The 16,101-nt window shown below is 63.0% G+C and carries 18 protein-coding genes; 10 read left to right on the forward strand and 8 right to left on the reverse strand.

What is annotated here, in order from left to right; all coding sequences use genetic code 11:
• Nucleotides 1-97: 97 nt before the first annotated feature.
• The 6 genes from VLY20_10050 to lexA form a co-directional block, all read right to left on the reverse strand.
• Nucleotides 98-886, reverse strand: a complete 789-nt coding sequence (locus VLY20_10050; protein HUK56986.1) for a Stp1/IreP family PP2C-type Ser/Thr phosphatase — start codon at nt 884-886, stop codon at nt 98-100.
• 79 nt (nt 887-965) lie between these two features.
• Nucleotides 966-2,186 (reverse strand): DNA polymerase IV, encoded by a 1,221-nt coding sequence (gene dinB / locus VLY20_10055; protein ID HUK56987.1) that lies wholly within the window; start codon nt 2,184-2,186, stop codon nt 966-968.
• Between the two features lie 30 nt (nt 2,187-2,216).
• Nucleotides 2,217-2,726: a hypothetical protein gene (locus VLY20_10060; protein ID HUK56988.1), complete on the reverse strand. Its 510-nt coding sequence runs from the start codon at nt 2,724-2,726 to the stop codon at nt 2,217-2,219.
• 284 nt (nt 2,727-3,010) lie between these two features.
• Nucleotides 3,011-4,270 (reverse strand): radical SAM protein, encoded by a 1,260-nt coding sequence (locus VLY20_10065; GenBank protein HUK56989.1) that lies wholly within the window; start codon nt 4,268-4,270, stop codon nt 3,011-3,013.
• 102 nt (nt 4,271-4,372) lie between these two features.
• Nucleotides 4,373-4,621 carry a hypothetical protein gene (locus VLY20_10070; GenBank protein HUK56990.1) on the reverse strand — a complete coding sequence of 83 codons (249 nt, stop codon included), beginning with the start codon at nt 4,619-4,621 and terminating at the stop codon, nt 4,373-4,375.
• A 14-nt stretch (nt 4,622-4,635) separates the two neighbouring features.
• Nucleotides 4,636-5,283 (reverse strand): transcriptional repressor LexA, encoded by a 648-nt coding sequence (gene lexA / locus VLY20_10075; protein ID HUK56991.1) that lies wholly within the window; start codon nt 5,281-5,283, stop codon nt 4,636-4,638.
• A 342-nt stretch (nt 5,284-5,625) separates the two neighbouring features.
• Between lexA and VLY20_10080 the strand changes: the two genes are divergently transcribed.
• The 8 genes from VLY20_10080 (at nt 5,626) to VLY20_10115 (ending at nt 14,977) form a co-directional block, all read left to right on the forward strand.
• On the forward strand, nt 5,626-6,882 hold the full coding sequence (locus VLY20_10080) for an outer membrane beta-barrel protein (protein ID HUK56992.1): 1,257 nt from the start codon (nt 5,626-5,628) through the stop codon (nt 6,880-6,882).
• A gap of 22 nt (nt 6,883-6,904) precedes the next feature.
• A complete protein-coding gene (locus VLY20_10085) occupies nt 6,905-7,657 on the forward strand; it encodes a polysaccharide biosynthesis/export family protein (protein ID HUK56993.1) in 753 nt (250 codons plus the stop codon).
• A 70-nt stretch (nt 7,658-7,727) separates the two neighbouring features.
• Nucleotides 7,728-9,710 carry a polysaccharide biosynthesis tyrosine autokinase gene (locus VLY20_10090; GenBank protein ID HUK56994.1) on the forward strand — a complete coding sequence of 661 codons (1,983 nt, stop codon included), beginning with the start codon at nt 7,728-7,730 and terminating at the stop codon, nt 9,708-9,710.
• A gap of 61 nt (nt 9,711-9,771) precedes the next feature.
• Nucleotides 9,772-10,491 carry a CpsB/CapC family capsule biosynthesis tyrosine phosphatase gene (locus VLY20_10095; GenBank protein HUK56995.1) on the forward strand — a complete coding sequence of 240 codons (720 nt, stop codon included), beginning with the start codon at nt 9,772-9,774 and terminating at the stop codon, nt 10,489-10,491.
• Nucleotides 10,492-10,498: 7 nt separating this feature from the next.
• A complete protein-coding gene (locus VLY20_10100; GenBank protein ID HUK56996.1) occupies nt 10,499-12,361 on the forward strand; it encodes an O-antigen ligase family protein in 1,863 nt (620 codons plus the stop codon).
• Nucleotides 12,361-14,277, forward strand: coding sequence for an asparagine synthase (glutamine-hydrolyzing) (gene asnB, locus VLY20_10105; GenBank protein ID HUK56997.1), 1,917 nt, complete (start codon nt 12,361-12,363; stop codon nt 14,275-14,277). The genes VLY20_10100 and asnB overlap by 1 nt, the downstream gene beginning before the upstream one ends.
• A 3-nt stretch (nt 14,278-14,280) precedes the next feature.
• On the forward strand, nt 14,281-14,766 hold the full coding sequence (locus VLY20_10110; protein ID HUK56998.1) for a nucleotidyl transferase AbiEii/AbiGii toxin family protein: 486 nt from the start codon (nt 14,281-14,283) through the stop codon (nt 14,764-14,766).
• Nucleotides 14,759-14,977: a hypothetical protein gene (locus tag VLY20_10115; protein HUK56999.1), complete on the forward strand. Its 219-nt coding sequence runs from the start codon at nt 14,759-14,761 to the stop codon at nt 14,975-14,977. The genes VLY20_10110 and VLY20_10115 overlap by 8 nt, the downstream gene beginning before the upstream one ends.
• A gap of 90 nt (nt 14,978-15,067) precedes the next feature.
• Here VLY20_10115 and VLY20_10120 read toward each other — a convergent pair whose 3' ends face one another.
• Complete coding sequence (locus VLY20_10120) at nt 15,068-15,415, reverse strand: DUF5615 family PIN-like protein (GenBank protein ID HUK57000.1); 348 nt, start codon at nt 15,413-15,415, stop codon at nt 15,068-15,070.
• A gap of 9 nt (nt 15,416-15,424) precedes the next feature.
• Nucleotides 15,425-15,670: a DUF433 domain-containing protein gene (locus VLY20_10125; GenBank protein HUK57001.1), complete on the reverse strand. Its 246-nt coding sequence runs from the start codon at nt 15,668-15,670 to the stop codon at nt 15,425-15,427.
• A gap of 82 nt (nt 15,671-15,752) precedes the next feature.
• Here VLY20_10125 and VLY20_10130 point away from each other — a divergent pair, with 82 nt between their 5' ends.
• Both VLY20_10130 and VLY20_10135 read left to right on the forward strand, forming a co-directional pair.
• Nucleotides 15,753-15,908 carry a hypothetical protein gene (locus tag VLY20_10130; GenBank protein ID HUK57002.1) on the forward strand — a complete coding sequence of 52 codons (156 nt, stop codon included), beginning with the start codon at nt 15,753-15,755 and terminating at the stop codon, nt 15,906-15,908.
• Between the two features lie 14 nt (nt 15,909-15,922).
• On the forward strand, nt 15,923-16,101 hold a 179-nt coding region (locus VLY20_10135; protein ID HUK57003.1), incomplete at its 3' end, for an SAM-dependent methyltransferase.

A 16,101-nucleotide genomic window follows, 5' to 3' on the forward strand; every position in this document is an offset into this window, starting at 1 on the left:
TAATTTTACAACCTTTTCGGGTTTCTGACAAGGAACTGAAATCAATCGTGAATGGGTGTTTTTAAACGAGGGGCGGTTTCCCGCGGGGAAGGGGACTTCAGGAATGGGGTCGGGCGGTATCCGGGCGGCTTCCGGTAATTAACACAACGGTTACATTATCATCCCCTCCTTTATGGTTGGCCAGATCGATCAACCGTTGACAGGCGGCCTGAGGTTTCGCAAGGAGTTCGGGACCGTTCATGCGCAATTCTTCATCGGTCAAAAGATTGCTCAGACCGTCCGAACAAAGGAGAAGAGCGTCGCCTTCCATGAGCGGCACGGACTTTACGTCCACCTCGACTTTCATGCTGCTGCCGAGCGCCCGCGTGATCACGTGCTTCAACGGGTGTTGATTGGCTTCGTCGATTTTGAGCAGTCCTTGTTGGATGTAGTCGTTAATCAGCGAATGGTCCTCCGTCAATCGGTCGACCCGGCCGTTCCGAAACAGGTAAGCCCGGCTGTCGCCGACGTGGGCGACATACGCGGTGTCCTGGTCGACCAGAACGGCGACCATGGTGGTTCCCATTCCGTTCAGCTTCGGATTGGCCCGGCTGGACTGAAAGATTTTCTCATTGGCCAAGTGCCCGGCCGCCACCAGCCGTCGGACCGGCAAGGGGAGGTTTCGGTCGATATCGGCCGGCCAGGTCACTTCGGAGGATTGGACGCTTGTCCGCATGAACTCATGCATGATGTCGACCGCCATGTGACTTGCGATCTCCCCCGCGGCATGGCCGCCCATGCCGTCGGCCACGATGAAGAACTGGAGGTCCTGAATAACGGCCCAAGCATCTTCGTTCGATGAGCGTACGCGTCCGACATCCGATTGGCCGAAAGCTTTAATCTGCATCGCCACGCACCCGTTATAACATATTATAATGCGCCGGATCAATTCCGGAATTGCTATCGTGGGGATTCGCGTCGAGGGTTCAATGATATTCCCGCACGCCCTTTGGCCTCCAGGCGGGAGAGATCACGGCCTTGTGAGGATGGCCGGCGATCAATGTGCCCCAGCGGACGGTCCGCTCGCCGTACCGATCGTTGATTCCATCCATCGTCGCGAGCAGTCGGTTGCGCCGCCGTTCTGTTTCAAACAACGGAAGCTGTCCTGTATCCGGGATCAATCCGGACAGGCCGACGCCGACCAAACGGACCGCCTGCTCCAACCGGACGGTCCCAAGGATCCGTCGCGCCGCAAGAAAGATTTCCAACCCGTCGTTCAAAAACGATTTGAGCCGGCGCCGGCGGCTGAACGTTTGAAAGTCCGCATATCGAAGCGTCAGCGTCACGACGTTTCCCCGGTAACGGTTCCGACGCGCGCGCCGGCCGACCATCTCGGCGAGCTCGATCAGGGGGCGTTCGATCTCGCCCGCCCGGCGGAGATCGCGCGGCAGCGTCATACTGTGGCCGATCGACTTGGCTTCCGGTTCTTCCCCGCTCGGGACGACCGGACGGTCATCTTGTCCCAGGCCCATGGCCTTCAGGGAGTAACCGATGATTCCGAAGCGGCCGATCAACCGTTCAACGGGAGCCCTTCCCAACTGGCCGCAGGTCCGGATCTCCATGTCGGCCAAGGCCCGGTCCAGATTGGGGCCGATTCCGCAGAGCGCCTTCACGGGGAGGTCTTCGAGCAGGATCGGTACGTCTTTCGGGTCGATCCGGACCAATCCGTCGGGTTTTTTAAGGCCGCTTCCCAGTTTGGCCAGCGTTTTGTTGGGCGCGATTCCCACCGACGCCGTGAGCTGCATTTCCCGCCGGATCCGGCGTTTGACGGCCGACGCGATGGCCTCGGCCCCCCCGAAAAGGATCAACGAGCCGGTGATGTCCAGAAAGGCCTCGTCCACGGAGAAGACTTCCACCAGAGGAGTGTAGTGAAGGAAAATCGTCAAGAGCCGCCGGCTGACGTCGGTGTAGCGTTCGTGATCGCTCGGCACCACGATCAGCGCCGGGCAGAGCGCCCGGGCCTCCGGGAGCGTCATGCCGGTCTTGACGCCGTAGGCCCGGGCCTCGTACGAGGCCGTCAGCACGACGGTGCGGGCGTTGGCGCCGCAGACCGCGATCGGTTTGCCCCGGAGGGCGGGATGGACCCGCTGTTCGACCGAGGCGAAAAAGGCGTCCATGTCGACATGCAGGAGGGTGCGGTCCGTCATGATAGATAGGGCCTCGCGCGGATCTTTACTTCACGGGAGGAGGATCCGGCTCGGGGCGGCCTCCTTTCGGATCGCTTCGGCCACCTCGGGATGGAATTGTTCGATGAATCCCAAGAGGCCCCGCAGGAACTGGTGCGACTGGAGCCGCCCGTCCAAGAACGACCGGGCCATCTTCAGGTAGGCGTCGACCGCTTCGACGGATGTTTGTGCGCCGATTTCCTTGACCAAGGGTTCCATTTCCTTCCAAAGCGCTTCGCCGAAGGGCGACCGGGCCGATTCAGGGAGGGCCAGGGGGCTTAGCCGTCTCCGGAGGTCTTCCATTCCGGAGATCGCCTCGGCGTCCGTTGCCGTGCCGCGCGGGGCAAACTGCTTGAAGATCACGACCTCCATCACGGAAAGGAGCGTGACCGTCCTTTGATCCTTCAGCGCCTGGAAAACGCGGACCCGTTCGGCGGAAAAGGTCTGGGCCGTCCGTACGCGCTGATAGCCCTCGTGCGTCGCGAGGTAGACGCAGTCCGAAGGGCACGCGATCCGGGTCAACCGGTGCTCTCCGCAGCAGCGCGGACAGATCAAGCCTCCTAACGCCGGGCAGGATCGTTTGCCTTTGGCTTTATGACAGTAAACGCAGGAAGCCATCCATCACCGAATCTAATTCAAACGAGATTCATCCGGTCGTATCGGCGGGCTCTGTCCTTCGGCGGCTCCATCCGTCCCAACGCCGCGTGCTCCGAAGATTAATCCGGGGAACCTCTCTTAATCATATCCGTGCCGGGTTTCGGAAAGTCTACCCGAATACCCCGGCCGGGTCAAATCGGGTTCGGGTCTCATAGATTCTCCGGCGACCAGAGATCAAGCTGCGCGGGCTTGATCCGGGGCGATGCCGGGATCAGGGGCCGGCCGTGGAGGAGCAAATATGGCGCGGCGCGCTTCATCACGACGCCCAGTCGGGTCAAGTGCCGGGCATCGGTGATGACCGAAGAAGGGCGCAGCTCCGCGATTCGTTTGGCCGAGATCGGACCGATCCCCGGCACGCGCAGCAGCCGCTCGTATTCGACCTTCATAACCTCCAAGGGGAAGAACTCGGGATGGCCCGTCGCCCAGGCCAGCTTCGGATCGACGGCCATGGGCAGATGGCCGCGGCCGTCAAACACCAGCTCCGAGACCGAAAAACCGTAAAAGCGCATCAGCCAGTCGGCCTGATACAGCCGGTGCTGCCGCAGAAGCGGGGCGGGCGGAAGATGATCGAGCGGGGTATCCGGAATCGGACTGAAGGCGCTGAAATAAGCCCGACGCAGACCGATTTCCCCGTAGAGCCGATCGGTGGCGGAGAGCAGGTCCTGATCGGTCTCGCCGGCCGCGCCCACCACAAACTGAGTGATCTGGCCGGCCGGGATCAGGCCGGGATATTCCTGCTTGAGCCGCTTGACCCAGACCATTCGGGTGAGCATATCGTCCAGGAAACTTTTTTTGGCCGAGAGCCGTGCGAGATGCTGGGGCGTCGGGGCCTCGAGATTGAGGGAGACGCGGCTGGCCAGGCGCAGGGTTTGTTCCACTGCCGCGGGGCCGGCCCCCGGCAGGATCTTCAGATGAATGTATCCCTTGAACTCATATCGTTTTCGAAGAATCTCGGCCGTCTGGACCATCCGCTCCTGCATCGTATCGATCTTCCGCGTGATGCCGGAGGAGAGAAACAGCCCGTCCACGAACCGTTTCCGGTGGAGCATCATAAAAGTCCGGGCCAGCTCTTCCGGGGAAACGTAGGTGCGGGGCACGTCGCGGCTCGCCCGGTGCTCGCAGTAAAAGCAGTCGAACTCGCAGATGTTCGTCTGGAGAACCTTGAGCAGTCGGACGGTCTTCCCGCCCCCCACCGGGCTGACATGAATGCCGCCGGGAAGACCTGCCTGTCCGGCAGGCAGGAAGCGTTCGGGCCCCTTCCTCACGGGGTTCCGGTGGCGTTGATCGCGGCCGTCCGGCGCCGTGATGCCTTGCGGGGTAAAGCAGCCGGGGACGGACTGGCCGGCCGAGAGCTCATGCTCTTGCGCGGCGCCTTCCCCTAGGATCGCGAGTTTTTGGATTGTGTCCATGACGTCTCCTCGATCATATCGCTTGTAGGGGCGTAGCATGCTACGCCCCTACGGTCGTTCATGTTCAACACGGTGCACGCGGGCGCCGTGTTCCTACGCGCATCACATCGGGCTCACGGTCATCAACCTCCAGGAAAGGGCCGCGGCGTCGTAGGTCAAGTCATAAAGGTTCGCCCCGTCCGTCACTGCGAAGTGATGGAAAACCCGCTGTCCGTCCCGGACTTTCCATGCGAAGGTCACCCGTTCCACGCTGTATTTGCGGTTGTTCCAGACGAACCATTTCGGAACGACGGTCTTCTCGGGATCAAATACCACGCCCACGGTTACGGATTCTCCGATCTCGGTGATCATGATTTCCCCTTCCTTCACAATTTTCGTATAATCGCCACGACCTTGCCGAGCACGCGAACCTCTTCCTGGTCCGGTTTCACCACGATCGCGTTCATCCGGGCGTTCGCCGGCTCCAGCCGGATCGCGTGGCGGTCCTTGTAAAACCGTTTGACCGTGGCCTCGTCGTTTACGAGCGCGACCACGATTTCTCCGTTGCGCGGCTGGGGATGGGGCCGCACCACGGCCAAGTCGCCCGAATGGATGCCGGCCTCGATCATGCTGTCGCCCGTGACCCGGAGCACAAACGATCCGGGCGGCGCGAGGCTCCGGTCCAGCCGGAGGTGCTGTTCCGCCTCTTCCGTCGCCAGCAGGGGGGCGCCGGCCCGGACCCGGCCCACCAGCGGCACGACGACGGTCGGGGAGGCGCTTTCCCCGGACCACCCGACCACCTCCATCGCGCGGGACAGTCTCGATCGGCGGCGGATGTAGCCCTTGCCCTCCAGGGCGGCCAGATGTTTCTGCGCGCCTTTGGGTCCCCGCAGACGGAGATGCCGGGCGATTTCCCGCACGGTGGGCGGGAAGCCGTTTTTCTCGCAGCTGTCCTTGATAAACGCGAGCACGCGTTCCTGTCGTCGGGTCAGCGCCCGCTCGCCGCGCTCGCGCGGCGGGTCCGTATTTAGCATCGCGGTTTCATGCCGTCGTTTCATTGGGTCTACATTTGTAGACCATACTACCCGAATCGAAAGGTCTTGTCAAGCGCCGCAGTAATCCGGGTCTTGTTCCAACGGAGATCGCGCCGTTCTTCGACGGAAATTTTTATTGACAACGAGGGTTCAATATGATAAAAAACGCAATGAATTTGACTCGGTCCGAAAAATCCTGGAAAGCCTTCCATCCCTCAGTGAGGTCGGAAACAGTTCAGGGTCGTCCAGTCCCTTGAATCCGTAAGTAAAACGAGGCTAAATCAGACTCCATGCACCACCTCCATTTCTTGCCCCATGATCATTCTCCAAAGGAGGGCCCGTATGTCCTTTTATCCGTTCCCCGTGGCGTTCCCCGCGGGGGTTTTGATCGTTCTTATTCTGGGTTTTATGGTACTGATGGGATGGTCCCCGCCGGCGTCGGCGGTCGGGAACCTGCAACTGGGTCCGCTTGAGCTTCATCCGGGCTTTCAGATTTCCGAATCTTATGATGACAACGTTTGCCGGACAAAGCAGAAGCTCTGTCAGGACCCCCAGGATTCGACCCCCGGCGCGACGAAGGACGGGAAGGACGAGTTTAGCGTCTTCAGCCCGGGGCTCCAGGTCGCGCTTCCCTTTTTGGGGAACAACCGGTTTGATGCCGAATATCGGGGAGACTTTGGACGGTACAACACGTTTAAGACCGAGAACTACAGCGACAACGACGTGCAGAGCCATCTGGCGATCCATCTCCCCGTCGGGCTTTCGCTCCGGATGAATGAAGACTGGACCGACGGCCATGACGCTCCCGGCTATGCCCAGAACATCCTGATCGATTTCTACCATCGGAACACGGCGGGGGGCGAACTTGGGATGGAGGTCGGACCGAGGCTGCGGATGGCCGTCGATTACACGAATTTGAAACTGAACTATGTGGACGACGCCCGGAACGGATTCCGGGACCGGACGGACAACACCGTCGGCGGAACGATTTATTACAAGTTTATGCCGAAAACGTCCGCGCTGCTGGAGTACGATTATACCGCCGTGAGTTTCGACCGCTTCAACGCCGACTTATTCTCGGTCGACAACCGGGTCCAGCGCGGCTATCTCGGTCTGACCTGGGACGTCACCTCGCGGTCGCAGGGGACGGTGAAGGTCGGCTATACCCATAAGAACTTCAAGGAGTCCGACCTCGACAATTTCAAGGGGGGCATCGTCTCGGTCGGCCTGAGTCATGAACTGACCGCGCGCACCTCGCTGCGCTTCGACGGCGTGCGGGACGTTCAGGAGAGCAACATCGTGAACCAGCCGTACTACCTGACCACCGGCGGCCGCCTGGAGCTGATCCACCAGATTCATCCCAAGGTTTCATTCAACTTGCGGACCGCGTTCAGTCGGGACCAGTATCCCGACGCCGATCCGGGGCAGACCCGGCCGCGGCTGGACGACACCTGGGACACGGGCGCCCGCTTCGAGTACCGTCCCCGGACCTGGCTGAATCTGGGGCTCGGATACGATCATTCCGACCGTCGTTCGGTCTTTCGTGATTTTGGATATGTGGACAACCTGTACACCTTCAGCGTCGGGGCCGTTCTGTAGAAGGGCCTCCGAGACCGCCGCCGTGTTTCGGCGGATCATCGCCCTGCTGATCGGCGCGGGGCTGGTCCTCTCCGGCCCGGCGTGGTCCCAGGACTATGTCCTCGGGCCGCGCGACGTCCTCAACATCACCGTGTACGACCACAAAGACCTCGAAACCAAGGTCCGCGTCAGCGAAGACGGGAAGATCACGTTTCCGCTCCTGGGCGAAATCGCGGTGTCCGGCCTCACGGTCCAACAGCTCGAGCGGAAGATCACGGCCCTGCTGGCGAACGGCTACATCATCGATCCCCACGTCGGCATCTTCGTGGAGGAGTTTCGCGTCGTGGTCTACGTGACCGGCGAGGTCAACAAGCCGGGCTCCTACCCCTACGAAGAGGGCATGACCGCCATCAAGGCCATCAGCCTGGCCGGCGGACTGACCGAGAAGGCGGCCGACGGAAAGATCACGGTCACGCGGAAGGCGCAGGGCGCGCAGGAGACCACGCTCCAGGTCGGGCTGCACGACCTCATCCGGCCCGACGACGTTCTGCAGATTCCGGAGAAGCGGTGGGTCTACGTGACCGGCGAGGTCAAGAAGCCGGGCTCGTATCTGTACGACGATCAGATGACGATCCTGAAGGCGATCACGCTGGCCGGCGGGCTGACGGACAAGGCCGCGCCGGGCCGGACGCAGATCATCCGGAAGAAGGACGGGAAGGAGGACACGATCCGCGTCAAGATGGAGGATTCGATCCTGCCGGAAGACGTGATCGTCGTCCCCGAAAGTTTTTTTTAACGTAGAGGCAGGCCCCCGTGCCTGCCCGATGTAGGGGCGCAATTTATTGCGCCCGATCGATGAGGCGAACATGATCCAAGAACCCGAAGTCCATCTGCGCGATTACCTCCGCGTCCTCTACAAGCGGCGCTGGACCGTGATCGCCTTCTTCGTGATCCTGGTCAGCGTCGTGGCGGTGGGCACCTTCACGGCCCGTCCGGTCTACCGGTCCACCGTTCAGATCCTGATCGAACGGGAGAATCCCAACGTGGTCTCGATCCAGGAGGTGCTCGCGATCGACGCCACCGCGACCGACTACTACCAGACGCAGTACGAAATCCTGAAGAGCGAGACGCTCGCGCGGCGGGTGATCGGCCGGCTGCATCTGGACGGCAACCCGGAGTTCCGGAGCGCCGCCGGGGCCTCGGGAGATCCGGCGGATGCCGAGATCGGGAGCCGGCGGCTGTTGAACGCCTTCCTCGCCCGGCTGACGGTCAGCCCCATCCGGAACAGCCGGCTCGTCAAGGTCGAGTATGATGCAAAGGACCCCCGCCTCGCGGCCCTGGTCGCCAACACGCTGGCCGATGAGTACATCAATTACAACATGGAGCTCAAGCTCAAGGCGGCCCAGCAGGCCAGCGACTGGCTCCGCAAGCGCGTGGACGAGATGCAGACGAAGGTTCAGGAATCGGAGGAGGCCTTCGAGAAGTTCAAGGAAAGCATCCCGAACCAGATCACGGCCCAGGTCGAGTCCAAGGCCGGGTCTTCCGAGGCCATGAAGGAGATGGAGTCCCGTCCGGAGGTGGTCAACAACAAGTTTATCCAGGAGCTCCGGACGGAGGAGATCCAGCTGACCGCGAAGCAGTCGGAGCTGTCGAAAAAGTACGGCCCGAAGCATCCCCAGATGATCCAGATCCAGTCGCAGCTCGCGACGCTTCAGGACAAGCTGGAGCGCGAAATCAAACGGCTCGTGGGCGCGGTCAAGATCGAGGAGTCGCCGCAGTACCTCCTTTTGAAACGCGAGATGGACGCCAACCGCCAGCTCTTCGAGGTCCTGCTCAAGCGGCTGAAGGAGACGGACCTGACCGAGAATCTCCCCCGGAGCAACATCCAGGTGGTGGATCCGGCCCAGGCGACCCAGATCCCGATCCGGCCGAGAAAGGGCATGAACCTGCTGCTGGCCGTCATCGTCGGGCTGGCGATGGGGGCCGGGCTGGCCTTCTTTTTCGAGTACCTCGACAACACGATCAAGGGGCCCGAGGACATCGAGCGGGTGATCGCCGCGCCCCTTTTGGGGATCGTGCCGTCGGCCGGGCGGAAGAAAGCGGTCCATCCGATCGAGACGATCCTGTCCGCCGAGCCGAAGTCCCCCCACGCCGAGGCCTACCGGACGATCCGGACCGGCGTTCTGCTCTCCTCCGCCGAGCGGCCGCCGAAGACGGTGCTGGTCACCAGCCCCGGCCCGGTCGAGGGCAAGACCACGACCGCCGTGAACCTGGCGATCGCGATGGCCCAGGCCGGAAGCCCGACGCTCCTGATCGACGCCGATCTCCGCAAGCCGAGGATCCACCAGATTTTCGCCCAGGATCGTCCGAAGGCCCGCCGCGAGAAGGCCGACGAAACGTGGGACGGCAACGCCAAGGGCCTCGGTCCGGTCCTGGTGGGCGGGACCACGCCCGAGGCCGCGATCCGGCAGACCCCGATCCCGTTGTTGAGCGTGCTGACCTCCGGACCGATCCCGCCGAACCCGGCCGAGCTGCTGGGCTCGCAGCGGATGCGGGACCTGATCGGCGAGCTGGGCCGGAAGTTCGACCGGATCGTGATCGACTCCCCGCCGCTGGTCCCGGTGACGGACGCCACGCTGCTCGCGACCCTCTGCGACGGCGTGGTGCTGGTGGTGAAGGAGTCCCGCACCACGAAGCGGCTCGCGATCGAGGCCCGGAGGCGGCTGGCCGACGCCAAGGCCAGGCTGCTGGGCGTCGTGCTCAACGACGTGGACCTGAAGAAGGACGGCTACCATTACGATTCGTACAGCCGGTATTACGGAAAGGATGAAAAAAGGGTAAAGGATTAAAGGGGAAAGGGGATTAAGCGGCCTGCCCCATACCCCCTAATCCCTCATCCTGTTTTGAGCCATGATCGACATCCACTGCCACATCCTGCCCGGCCTCGACGACGGCGCCCGGACGATGGAGGAGGCGCTGGCGATGGCCCGCATCGCCGCGGCGGACGGGATCGACACCCTCGTGGCCTCGTCCCACATCACGCCCGGGGTTTACGACAACCCCCCGGAGCGGATCGCGGCGGCCGCGGAGGCCTTCGGCGAGCGGCTGGTCGAGGAAGGCATCCCGATCCGGATCATCCCGGGCGCGGATGTCCGGATGACGCCGGAGCTGCTCGACGGGGACGGCCGCTGCCTTTGCATCAACCGGGACACGCCGTATTTCCTGTTCGAGTTCCCGCACGATCTCGTTCCGCCGGGGAGCGAGCGGCTCGTCGAGGCCCTTCGCGGCCGGGGGCGGGTGCCGGTGATCACCCATCCCGAGCGGAACACGGAGCTCCAGCGGCGGCCGGAAAAACTGGAGCCCTTCGTCCGGATGGGCTGTCTCGTCCAGATCACGGCGATGAGCCTCACGGGCGGGTTCGGGTCGCGCGCGCAGGCCGCCGCGGAGCGGTTCCTGAAGGAGGGCCGCGCGCACCTGATCGCGACGGACGCGCACAATACAATAACGCGGCCGCCGATCCTTTCGCGCGCCGTCCGTCGGGCGGAGGCGCTGGTGGGCGCCGCGGCGGCGCGGGCGATGGTTTTTGAGACGCCGGAGAAAATGGTTAGGGGACTGAGGGTGGAGGTTTGAGGCGGGCATGGCTCTCGTTATCCAATTCGGAATCATCGCGTTGCTTGTCTTCGCGCCGCTGGCCTTCGGCTCGGTCGAGGTCTGGGCCCGGTCGGTCGTGGAATTGGCCGTCTTCGGCCTGGCCGGGCTCCGGTTGGTCGGGTACGGCTTCGGACGGAATACGACGGCGGGGCTGCCCGGGCCGGTCGCGGTCCTGCTCGCGTTGTTCGCGGGCTGGGCGCTGGTCCAGCTGGCCGCGCCGACCTCGCTCTACCCCCGCGGCACGCGCGGCGCGCTGGTTCTCGGGTCGGCCTACGTCGCGCTCTTCGCGCTGGTCGTCTCGACCGTCCGGACCGAAAGCGAGATAAGGCGGCTGACCCTGGCCTTGATCGTGACCGGCTTCGGCGTCGCGCTGTTCGCCATCCTCCAGAAGTACGCCTGGAACGGGAAAATCTATTGGCTCCGGACGGTGGCTGCGGGCGGCTCGCCCACCGGCCCCTTCGTCAACCGGAACCACTTCGCCGGCTACATGGAGATGCTGATCCCTCTCGCGGTCGGCTATACCGTCTCGGAGTTCGCGGGCGCGCCGGCGATGGGCGACACGGCCTGGCGGCGCTTCGTCGACCGGCTGACCCACGAGCGGTCGAACCGCTTCGTCCTCCTGTTGTTCATGACGCTGGTGATGTCGGCCTCGCTCGTCTTAAGCCTGTCCCGGGCCGGGATCGTGAGCTTCATCGCGGCGCTCGTCCTGATCGGAGCGGTTCTCGGGCTCGGCCGGACCGCGAAGCGGTGGGCCCTGCTGCCGGTGGCGCTGGCCGCGCTGCTTTTGATCTCGCTCGCCTGGTTCGGCCTGGGGCCGCTCATCGACCGCTACCGGACCCTCATGGATCTTCCCGACGACCGGTCGATGACGGGACGGGTCGCGGTCTGGAAGGACGCCGTGAAGATCGCGGAGGACCATCCTTACATGGGATCCGGCCCCGGGACCTTCGGGGCGGTCTTCCCGGAATACAAGACCGTCCCGGACCCGGTCTTCTACGAGCACGCGCACAACGACTACGTCCAGCTGCTGGCCGAGACGGGGACGGTGGGCTTCGGCCTGGGCCTCGGGACGCTCGGGTTCCTCGGAGGCTTTCTCCTCGCCGGCGGGCGCGCGCGCCGGAACCCCCGGGCGAGGGCCCTGCTGCTGGGCGTCGCGACCGGGATGGCCGCGATCCTGATCCACGGGCTGAGCGATTTTAATTTCCATATCCCGGCCAACGCGGCGCTGTTCGCGGTCCTGTCGGGGCTGGCCTGGAATCTCGCCCGGCCGGAGCGCCCGGAGCCGGCGACCGCGCCGGCGTCCCGAGGGCGGCGCCCGGCCGCGGCCGTCGCGGGGCTGCTCGCGGTCGGCCTCTTGATCGAGCAGACGACGGCCGCGCTGGCGGCCGACCGGAAATACCGTTGCGGTTTGGAGCTGGAGAAGGCGGGAAAGCTCGATCCGGCCGCGGAGGATTACCGCCGGGCGATCGGCTGGGACCCGTCCCATCCGCTGTACCACATGGCCCTGGGCGGGCTTTACGAGCGGCTCTATGCGGGGGGCGACGCGTCGGTCCTTCCGGCGGCCCGCTCCGAGTTCGAGCGCGCCGCCGCGCTGGGCCCCACGATGGCCGAGCCTCGCCTGAACCTGGGCTGGATCCGCGCGCAGACGGGGGAGGCGGACGCCGCGACGGAGGAGTTCGAACGGGTCCTGACGCTGGACCCCACGAACCCGCTCTATCAGCACTACGTCGGGCTGTGGTTCGCCGCGACCGGCCGGGCGGACCGGGCGCTTCAACTGGCCCGGCGGCTTCGCGAGAACCGGCAGGACGGGATGGCGGCCGAGATTGAGGAGAGGCTGAAGAAGACGTAATGTGCGGAATAGCCGGTATTCTAAAATTCGGTAGTCCCACGGCGGCCGAAGACCTCGCGGCCGTCCGGCGGATGATGAACGCCCAGATCCGCCGCGGGCCGGACGGGGAGGGGCTGTTCCGCGACGAACGGGTCGTCCTCGGGCACCGGCGGCTTTCGATCATCGACCGCTCCGACGCCGGCCGCCAGCCGATGTCGAACGAGATCTGCGTCGAGTGCGGGCGGGGCCGCGGAAGCGTCTGGGTGACCTACAACGGCGAGATCTATAATTTTCAGGAGCTCCGGGATGAATTGATGAACCGCGGGCATCTGTTCCGCTCGAAAACGGACACGGAGGCGCTGGTCCACGGCTACGCGCAGTGGGGCATCGACGGCCTGCTCGCGCGGCTCCGCGGCATGTTCGCCTTCGCGCTCTACGAAGCCTCCAACCTCCAACCTCACGCCTCACGCCTCTTTTTAGCCAGAGACCGTTTCGGGATCAAGCCGCTTTATTATCATCGCGATCGCGAGCGGCTGATCTTCGCCTCCGAAGTCCGGGCCCTCATGAAAAGCCGGATGGTCCCGGACGAGAAGAACGTCGAGGCCCTGGTCCGCTTCCTTCAGCTCGGGTCCGTGCCGGCGCCGCTGACGACGGTCAAGGATGTCCTGTCCGTTCCGGCCGGACATTACCTCGCGGTCGCCGACGACCGCGAGGAGCTGAAACCGTACTGGGTTCTTTCCACGCATCTTCGCCGTCCTCCGGCCTCCAACCTCCAGCCTTCGAACGTTCCGATCTCGACCACCCGCTCGCTTCTCGAAGATTCCGTCCGCCGTCACCTCGTCGGCGACGTGCCGCTCGGGCTGTTTTTAAGCGGCGGGATCGATTCGTCCTCGATCGCCGCGCTGGCCGCGCGCTTCCATTACCGGCCGCTCGCCACGCTCTCGGTCGTTTTCGACGAACGGGACTACGACGAGGCCGGCTACGCCCGTCTCGTCGCGGAGCGATACGGGACGGACCACCGGGAAGTGCGGCTTCGCGCCGGGGACTTTCACGGCGAGCTCCCCCGGATCTTCGACGCGATGGACCAGCCGACCATCGACGGCGTCAACACCTACTTCGTGTCGAAGGCCGCCAAGGAAGCCGGACTGACCGTCGTGCTCTCCGGGACGGGAGGCGACGAGGTCTTTCTCGGCTACGACCATTTCAGGAAGACCGCGACGCTGGAGCGGACGCGCCGCTTTCTTGGCGTCCTTCCGCTCCGTGCGCGGAGAACGTTGATCCGCGCGGCGATCCGCGCCGGGCTGCCGTCGAAGGCCTCCGGACGGGAGAAACTGACTTATCTGGACGCGCCGTCCGACGGGAACCTGTACCTCCTCTTCCGCGGCCTCTTCGCCCCGCGCCGGATTCAGGATCTGCTTGGGATAAGCGAAGCGGAGCTGGGGCCGTACCTTTCTCAGCCTCCAACCTCCACCCTCAAGCCTCCGACGCCCACATCGCTTCTCGCTTCCTTCGCCCTCTTCGAGTTCGGCCATTATCTCCAGAACCAATTGCTCAAGGACATCGACATCATGAGCATGGCCCATTCCATCGAGACCCGCGTGCCGTTTCTGGATCACCGGCTGGTGGAATACGTGGCGGGCCTTCCCGACAGGGTGAAGCTCCGGAGAGGCGTCAACAAGCCGCTTCTCGTCAAAGCGCTCGGCGCGGACCTTCCCCGGGAAGTCTGGAAGCGTCCCAAGATGGGATTCACCTTTCCGTTCGGGGAGTGGATGAAAGAGCGGGCGGACGAGTTGCAAGCGAGAAGCCTCGAGCAGAAAATTTTCGACCGGCGGGCCGTGGAGTGCGTTTGGGATGAATTCAAGAAGGGCCGGGCGCATTGGTCGAGGCCGTGGGCGCTGGTGACGAGTCAAACCTTCATGACGCGAAGGAACGATTAGCCCATGTTGTACGAAGATGTCTTCCGAGCGCTTGCCGAAAAGAAGATTGACTACGTGGTGGTGGGCGGCGTGGCCTTGGTCCTGCACGGCGTCGTCCGTTTGACGGGCGACCTCGACCTCTTCGTGAGGCTCGAGGAGGCCAACGTTCTGAAATTTGTCGCGGCCATGAAGGAGCTTGGATACAAGCCCAAGGTTCCCGTGAAGGCCGAGGATTTGGCCGACGCGGCTCGGAGGCGCCGGTGGCGGACCGAAAAGGGGATGCGGGTCCTCAGCTTTTATAACCCGGCGAAGCCGATGCAATTGGTCGACGTGTTCATCGACGAGCCGATTCCCTATTCGGAAGCCCGCGAAGGAAGGAAAGCGTTCGAGGCGGCCGGAATACGGATTCCGACGGTGTCGGTCGAGCATCTGAAAGCGTTGAAACGGATCTCGGGACGGCCGCAGGACCTGGCCGACATCGAGGCCCTGGAGGCGATCGAGGATGACTGACATCAATCAAGGCGGCCGGACCGCCGGCGGGGGGAAGCCGTTTGCCCATCGTCTCTCGCGCGAGGCTCTCCGGCAGTTCAAGGACGCGTCCGCCGAAGCGAAGCTGCGCTGGCTGGAGGAGGCCGCGGCCTTCATCGACCGCTTTGTGAGCGAGGAGAAGCGCGAGCGGTGGAGACGGTTTGTGGAGAAGAATGAAAAACGCAAGGGATAGCGCCTGTCCGTCGCGGGCGGAACGCATTGGTCGAGACCGTGGGCGATGGTCGTCGCGGCGCATTTCGATCGGGTGAGAATCTATTCGATGCTAACGTTTAATAAATCGGTGCCGCTTCTCTTCGAGGAGGATCAGTGCGCCGGTCAACTCATCGAGGCGGGTGGCGGTCAGAAGATGTTTAAGGCGGGGTTCGTATCGCAGCGGAGTATTGGGCCGGATCGTGGAGATAATGATCCCGCCGCAACGAGCCGGGTTAAACGCGCGAAAGCCTTTGTCGGTCGTGAAGATGACCCGCTTTTCCCGACAGGCGGTGCGATAGATTTCGGAATCTTGAATTCCGAAACGGTTCAGTTCTTTAATATCCACAACGTCGTGGCCCAGGTTTCGGAGCATTTGGACGGTTGTGGGCGAGACACACTCGTCGATCAAAAAACGCACGCCGGGGCCTTATCGTTGAAGAGCGTTCGAGCCGTAGCGGAGAGCTTCGTTGATATCTTCCGGTGTGAGATGGGGAAACCGGTCGAGGATGTCTTTGATCGAGTAGCCGTCGGCCAGGTAATCAAAGATCAGAGAGACGGGGATACGCGTGCCCTTGATGGTCGGTTGGCCGTGCATGATGCTCTTATCACGAACGATCCTCGCAAAGGTCCCGGTCTCGCCGTTTTTTTTGGGAGAGGCGGCTGTTTTGGACATGAATAGGATCTCCTTTGGTTTTCATTGTAAGGTGAAGAACCCCGAATGTCAACGGCGGCGGTCTTCTCTGTTTGACCCTTGGATGCGAAAGCAGGCGGACGAATTGCAAGCGGGAAGCCTTGAGGGGAAAATGTTCGACCGGAAAGCGGTCGAGACCGTTTGGGATGAATTTATGAAAGGCCGGGCGCATTGGTCGAGGCCGTGGGCCACGCTCGTGGCGGCGCATTTTGATCGATGAACTGAGTGAATATTATGAACACGGTCAAGAGAATTATAAAAAAAGCTTTTGGACTTAACCCTTCTCCAAAGGATTGTTTTCTTTCTTACCATTACCAACGCCACAACCAGAGAAGGCAAGAACATCTTGCCAGTTTGGGATTAAATATTCAGGGCGCTACGGTGCTTGAAGCTGGAGCAGGCATCGGAGATCA

The organism is Nitrospiria bacterium (assembly GCA_035517655.1).
In the GTDB taxonomy this organism is placed as follows: domain Bacteria; phylum Nitrospirota; class Nitrospiria; order JACQBZ01; family JACQBZ01; genus JACQBZ01.

Coding starts and splice junctions, on each gene's coding strand:
- dinB (HUK56987.1), bottom strand. CDS start 2,186: ATGACGGACCGCACCCTCCTGCATGTCGACATGGACGCCTTTTTCGCC.
- lexA (HUK56991.1), bottom strand. CDS start 5,283: ATGCTAAATACGGACCCGCCGCGCGAGCGCGGCGAGCGGGCGCTGACC.
- VLY20_10095 (HUK56995.1), top strand. CDS start 9,772: ATGATCGACATCCACTGCCACATCCTGCCCGGCCTCGACGACGGCGCC.
- VLY20_10115 (HUK56999.1), top strand. CDS start 14,759: ATGACTGACATCAATCAAGGCGGCCGGACCGCCGGCGGGGGGAAGCCG.
- VLY20_10100 (HUK56996.1), top strand. CDS start 10,499: ATGGCTCTCGTTATCCAATTCGGAATCATCGCGTTGCTTGTCTTCGCG.
- VLY20_10130 (HUK57002.1), top strand. CDS start 15,753: ATGCGAAAGCAGGCGGACGAATTGCAAGCGGGAAGCCTTGAGGGGAAA.
- VLY20_10110 (HUK56998.1), top strand. CDS start 14,281: ATGTTGTACGAAGATGTCTTCCGAGCGCTTGCCGAAAAGAAGATTGAC.
- VLY20_10125 (HUK57001.1), bottom strand. CDS start 15,670: ATGTCCAAAACAGCCGCCTCTCCCAAAAAAAACGGCGAGACCGGGACC.
- VLY20_10070 (HUK56990.1), bottom strand. CDS start 4,621: ATGATCACCGAGATCGGAGAATCCGTAACCGTGGGCGTGGTATTTGAT.
- asnB (HUK56997.1), top strand. CDS start 12,361: ATGTGCGGAATAGCCGGTATTCTAAAATTCGGTAGTCCCACGGCGGCC.
- VLY20_10080 (HUK56992.1), top strand. CDS start 5,626: ATGTCCTTTTATCCGTTCCCCGTGGCGTTCCCCGCGGGGGTTTTGATC.
- VLY20_10065 (HUK56989.1), bottom strand. CDS start 4,270: ATGGACACAATCCAAAAACTCGCGATCCTAGGGGAAGGCGCCGCGCAA.
- VLY20_10090 (HUK56994.1), top strand. CDS start 7,728: ATGATCCAAGAACCCGAAGTCCATCTGCGCGATTACCTCCGCGTCCTC.
- VLY20_10050 (HUK56986.1), bottom strand. CDS start 886: ATGCAGATTAAAGCTTTCGGCCAATCGGATGTCGGACGCGTACGCTCA.